Source organism: uncultured Planktosalinus sp., from assembly GCF_963973675.1.
In the GTDB taxonomy this organism is placed as follows: domain Bacteria; phylum Bacteroidota; class Bacteroidia; order Flavobacteriales; family Flavobacteriaceae; genus Planktosalinus.
Map to the genome: position 1 here is coordinate 1 of NZ_CAXBAN010000160.1, position 5,828 is coordinate 5,828.

Here is a 5,828-nt window from a genome sequence, read left to right on the forward strand (position 1 = left end):
ATTCTTTCTTGAGGTCTAACATAATTTCCGGACATCATCATCAGCTTTCTTTCCTCATCACTTCCAAAAGCTTCTGTTTCTCCGGTTTCCTTGTTGACAGCTACATATTCTTTTTCAATTCCAGTATAACCTATATCCAATAGTTGTTCATAATATTTCATCGCATTGTCATACTCTTTAGCATTCATAGCATTTGCAGCTGCAAAATACAAATAGGATGTATCAGATTTGCTAATTGAATAACCTGCATAAAGTTTATTTGATGCTGCACTGTATCGTTCTGCATTTTGATCTTCAATAGCAGAATTTATTAATCTGACAATTAAATTTTGGATTTCTTCCTCAGCTTGTTTTGTGTATTTTTGTTTTCCTGAGGATTCAATTTCAATAACTTTTTTGAAAGCTTCTGCAGAAGTGACTAGGTCTTTTTCTTTATTTCCGGCAGCACCTAGATAGGCTTGACCTTTGTATAAATAATATTCTGCTTTTTGATCTTCATCGGCGGAACTTATCATTCCTTCAATTGAATTGAGTGTTGATTTTGCCTGCTCAAAAGATTCATTTTTAATTTCTTTTGAAGCTGTTCTTAATTCTTTGTTTTGGGAGTATGCAACTGCTGTAATTAGCAAAGCAGTTATAAATAAAATTGCTTTTTTCATTTTATTAAATTTTGATTATTCTTCATTATTTGAATTATTATCAACAACTGTTCCATTGTCACCAATATCATCGTTTTGAGCTTCTACATCGTCCTTCATGGTTTTGGCGACCGCTGCTATTGCGTCATCTTCTCTTACTTTTATAAGTCTAACGCCTTGAGTAGCTCTACCCATTACTCTTAAGTCATCGACTGACATCCTAATGGCAATACCTGATTTGTTTATAATCATCAAATCATCTGTATCTGTAACACTCTTGATGGCTACTAAACTTCCAGTTTTTTCAGTGATTGAAATAGTTTTTACTCCTTTACCACCTCTGTTTGTTATTCTGTAAATAGCTTCTCCATCTTCAGGGTCATCTATAAATGTTCTTTTACCATAACCATTTTCAGAAACGACAAGTACAGTTTCTTCTTGAGAGTTTTCTATTGTAATCATCCCCACAACTTCATCTTGATTGTTGGCAAGTCTAATTCCTCTAACACCTGAAGCATTACGACCCATAGGTCTTGTTTTTTCTTCTTCAAAACGAATCGCTTTTCCTGATTTAACAGCTAGCATTATTTGACTATCACCCGATGTGAGTTTTGCTTCCAATAATTCATCGTCTTCTTTAATTGTTATGGCATTAATTCCATTTGTTCTAGGTCTGGAATATTGCTCTAAAGCCGTTTTCTTAACTTGACCTTTTTTAGTTGCCATAATAACAAAGTGACTGTTGATGTAGTCTTCATCCTTCAAGTCTTGTACACAAATAAAAGCTTTGACTTTATCGTCTTGCTCAATATTGATAAGATTTTGAATTGCTCTACCCTTAGTAGTTCTTGTTCCTTCAGGAATTTCAAAAACACGCATCCAAAAGCACTTTCCTTTTTGTGTAAAAAACAACATGTATTGATGATTTGTTCCTACAAACAGGTATTCAAGGAAGTCTTCATTTCTGGTTGCTGAAGCTTTTTGACCAACCCCTCCCCTGTTTTGTGTTTTATATTCATTAAGTGGAGTTCTTTTGATATATCCTGCATGAGAAATTGTAATAACCACTTTTTCATCTGCAATGAGGTCAGTTATTGAAACATCGCCACCGGCATACTCGATAGTTGATCTTCTTTCATCGCCATATTTATCTTTGATTTCAAGAAGTTCTTCTTTGATGATTTCCATTCTTCGCTCAAAACTAGCGAGGATTTCTTTGTAATCTTGAATGGTTTTCATTAATTCTTCATACTCACTTCTTAATTTATCTTGCTCAAGACCTGTTAATTGACGTAAACGCATTTCAACAATTGCTTTTGCCTGAATTTCTGTCAACTCAAAGGCTTCTATCAATTTTTGACGCGCTTCATCAGCATTTGAAGAGGCTCTTATCAGTCTGATAACTTCATCTATATTATCAGAAGCAATAATCAATCCTTCCAGAATGTGTGCCCTTTCTTCTGCTTTTCGCAGTAAATATTCTGTTCTTCTTACGACAACTTCATGTCTGTGTTCTACAAAATATTGAATTAATTGTTTTAGGTTCAGCATTTGAGGCCTTCCTTTCACAAGTGCAATATTATTCACACTAAAAGAAGACTGTAAAGAAGTATATTTATAAAGTGTATTTAAAACAATATTTGGAACAGCATCACGCTTAAGAATATAAACTATTCGCATTCCCTTTCGGTCAGATTCATCACGAATATTTGAAATTCCTTCAATTTTTTTCTCATTGACTAAATCGGCAGTTTTTTTAATCATGTCTGCCTTATTGATTTGATATGGTATTTCAGTAACTATAATACATTCTTTACCTTTAACTTCTTCAATTGTTGCTTTTGCTCTAACTACAACCCTTCCTCTGCCGGTTTCAAATGCCTCTTTTACCCCTTCATAACCATATATGATGCCTCCGGTTGGAAAATCTGGAGCTTTTATATGGTTCATCAACTCTGAAATTTCAATGTCATTGTTTTCAATGTAAGCAACTGTCCCATCTATAACTTCAGAGATATTATGTGGCGGCATATTGGTTGCCATTCCAACAGCAATTCCTGAGGCGCCATTTATAAGTAAACCAGGCACTCTTGTTGGAAGCACAGTAGGCTCTTCTAAAGTGTCATCGAAATTTAATTGAATATCTTCAGATATTTTTCGCATTCGTGCCTCTGTATAACGCATAGCTGCAGGGCTGTCTCCATCAATAGACCCAAAGTTACCCTGTCCATCTACCAACATATATCTCAAACTCCATTCTTGTGCCATACGCACCATAGCGTCATAAACAGATGTATCGCCATGGGGGTGATATTTACCTAAAACTTCCCCTACAATTCTGGCTGATTTTTTATGTGATGAGTTGGACCTCACCCCAAGTTCATGCATTCCAAATAAAACACGTCTGTGAACAGGCTTCATTCCGTCTCTAACATCAGGAAGAGCACGTGACACAATGACTGACATCGAATAATCGATGTAAGCAGATTTCATTTCCTCTTCTATATTAATCGGAATCAGTTTTTCACCTTCATTCATATACTTTATATTTTAATTTATTGTTAATAAATTTTATCGAGCAATATACAGCTTTTAAAGCTTTTTTAGTTAATAAATCTGCTGGGTTTTGCACTATTTTATTAACAAAATTTGGCATTAAATCAGTTAATAAATAGGCCTGAAATAATTTTGAAATTGAAAAGTTTTTTCGTCTTTTTACTTATAATGCTATATTGAGGAATAGTTTTTGTTCAATAGTAGCTTTATTTGTAAATTTAGACACAAAGAAAATAGACTATGGATGATAATTTTTCCCCAAGAGTAAAAGATGTTATTGCTTACAGTAAAGAAGAAGCCTTGCGATTAGGTCATGACTTTATTGGCACTGAACACCTTATGCTGGGCCTTTTACGCGATGGAAACGGCAAAGCAATTAACATACTAAATGCTTTAGATATAGACTTAAATCAATTGAGACGTAAAGTTGAAATTTTAAGCCCCCCAAATCCAAATACTACCTCATTGCCAAACGATAAGAAAAACCTTCATTTGACCAGACAGGCAGAACGAGCTTTAAAAACAACCTTTTTAGAGGCAAAGCTTTTCCAAAGTTCATCGATTAACACAGCTCACTTGTTACTTTGCATTTTGAGAAATGAAAATGACCCAACAACAAAATTATTAAATAAATTAAATTTAGACTATGACGGTGTAAAAGACCAGTTTAAATTTATGATTGCAAATGACGAAAACCCATTTCAATCGCCTACTTCTGAGTCTTTTCCAAACGATGAAGATGAAAACCAAGTACCTGGTGAAAATCCAAAAGAAAATCCTTTTGGAACAAGTGGTAATTCAAAATCAAATAAAAAATCAAAAACTCCGGTTTTAGATAATTTCGGAAGAGATTTAACTGCTCTTGCTGAAGAAGGAAAATTAGACCCTGTTGTAGGAAGAGAAGAAGAAATCCAGCGCGTCTCCCAGATTTTGAGTAGAAGAAAGAAAAATAACCCCTTATTAATTGGAGAGCCCGGCGTTGGAAAATCGGCTATTGCTGAAGGACTTGCACTTAGAATAATACAACGAAAAGTATCTAGAATTTTATATGATAAACGAGTGGTAACACTAGACCTTGCGAGTTTGGTAGCAGGAACGAAATACCGGGGTCAGTTTGAAGAACGTATGAAGGCAGTAATGAATGAACTAGAAAAAAACGATGATATTATATTATTCATTGATGAAATTCATACTATTGTAGGCGCAGGTGGAGCAACCGGCTCTTTAGACGCTTCAAATATGTTTAAGCCTGCATTAGCTCGTGGTGAAATCCAATGTATAGGTGCAACTACACTCGATGAATACAGACAGTATATTGAAAAAGACGGTGCTCTTGAAAGACGGTTTCAAAAAGTAATTATAGAACCAACAAGCATTGAGGAAACCATTGAGATATTAAATAATATAAAAGACAAATATGAGTCACACCACAATGTGACATATACTGATGAAGCAATAAAGGCTTGTGTCAATCTCACAAACAGATATATGACAGAGCGATTTCTTCCGGATAAAGCCATAGATGCTCTGGATGAAGCCGGATCAAGAGTGCACATCACAAACATCAATGTTCCTGATAAAATACTGCAATTAGAGTCTGAACTTGAAAAAGTAAGAGAACAAAAAAATTCAGTTGTAAAAAAACAAAAATACGAAGAAGCAGCAAAGTTGCGTGATGACGAAAAGAAACTTGAAAAAGACCTATCAATAGCCCAAGAAGAGTGGGAAAGCGAATCCAAATTACACAGAGAAACTGTAACCGAAGAAAATGTAGCTGAGGTTGTGTCTATGATTACTGGTGTTCCTGTAAATAGAATTGCTCAAACTGAAATTAAGAAGCTTTCAGAATTACCAAAACAAATCAAAGGCAAAGTAATTGGGCAGGATGAAGCTGTAAACAAAGTGGTTAAAGCTATTCAACGTAACAGAGCAGGTCTGAAAGACCCTAATAAACCCATCGGGTCCTTTATTTTTTTAGGACAAACAGGTGTGGGAAAAACACAACTTGCAAAAGTACTGGCCCGCGAACTCTTTGACTCTGAAAATGCTTTAGTGCGTATTGACATGAGTGAGTATATGGAAAAGTTTTCTGTATCTAGACTAATTGGTGCACCTCCAGGATATGTAGGTTATGAAGAAGGTGGTCAATTAACTGAAAAAATAAGAAGAAAGCCCTATGCAGTTGTCCTACTTGATGAGATTGAAAAAGCACATCCTGATGTGTTTAATATGCTCTTACAAGTACTGGATGACGGTTACTTGACTGATAGTTTAGGTAGAAAAATAGATTTCAGAAACACTATTATAATAATGACATCAAATATTGGAGCCAGAAAATTAAAAGATTTTGGCCAAGGTGTTGGGTTTGGAACCTCAGCAAGAACAAGTCAAGCTGATGAGAATGCTAAAAGCATAATCGAAAATGCACTTAAAAAAGCATTTGCTCCAGAATTTTTAAACCGCGTTGATGACGTTGTCGTCTTTAATTCTTTAGAAAAAGAGGATATCAATAAAATAATTGACATAGAGCTTAATAAATTATTTCTTAGAATTAAAGACCTTGGTTATTCATTAACATTGACAAAAAGTGCTAAAAATTATATTGCCGATAAAGGATTTGATAAAGAATATGGT

The 5,828-nt window shown here is 34.7% G+C and carries 2 protein-coding genes and 1 pseudogene; 1 reads left to right on the forward strand and 2 read right to left on the reverse strand.

The window, feature by feature from the left end; translation table 11 throughout:
- Together AACY61_RS07590 and gyrA are read right to left on the reverse strand one after the other, a co-directional pair.
- Nucleotides 1-659, reverse strand: a pseudogene (locus AACY61_RS07590) (hypothetical protein); the annotation flags it as partial.
- A gap of 15 nt (nucleotides 660-674) precedes the next feature.
- Nucleotides 675-3,176, reverse strand: a complete 2,502-nt coding sequence (gene gyrA, locus AACY61_RS07595) for a DNA gyrase subunit A (RefSeq protein WP_339610979.1) — start codon at nucleotides 3,174-3,176, stop codon at nucleotides 675-677.
- 258 nt (nucleotides 3,177-3,434) lie between these two features.
- On the opposite strand from gyrA, the gene AACY61_RS07600 reads away from it, so the two are divergent.
- Nucleotides 3,435-5,828, forward strand: a 2,394-nt coding sequence (locus AACY61_RS07600) for an ATP-dependent Clp protease ATP-binding subunit (RefSeq protein WP_339610981.1), incomplete at its 3' end; no start/stop codon positions are given.

Excerpts from the sequence above, each read along its gene's own strand:
- gyrA (WP_339610979.1), bottom strand. The coding sequence starts at position 3,176 with ATGAATGAAGGTGAAAAACTGATTCCGATTAATATAGAAGAGGAAATG.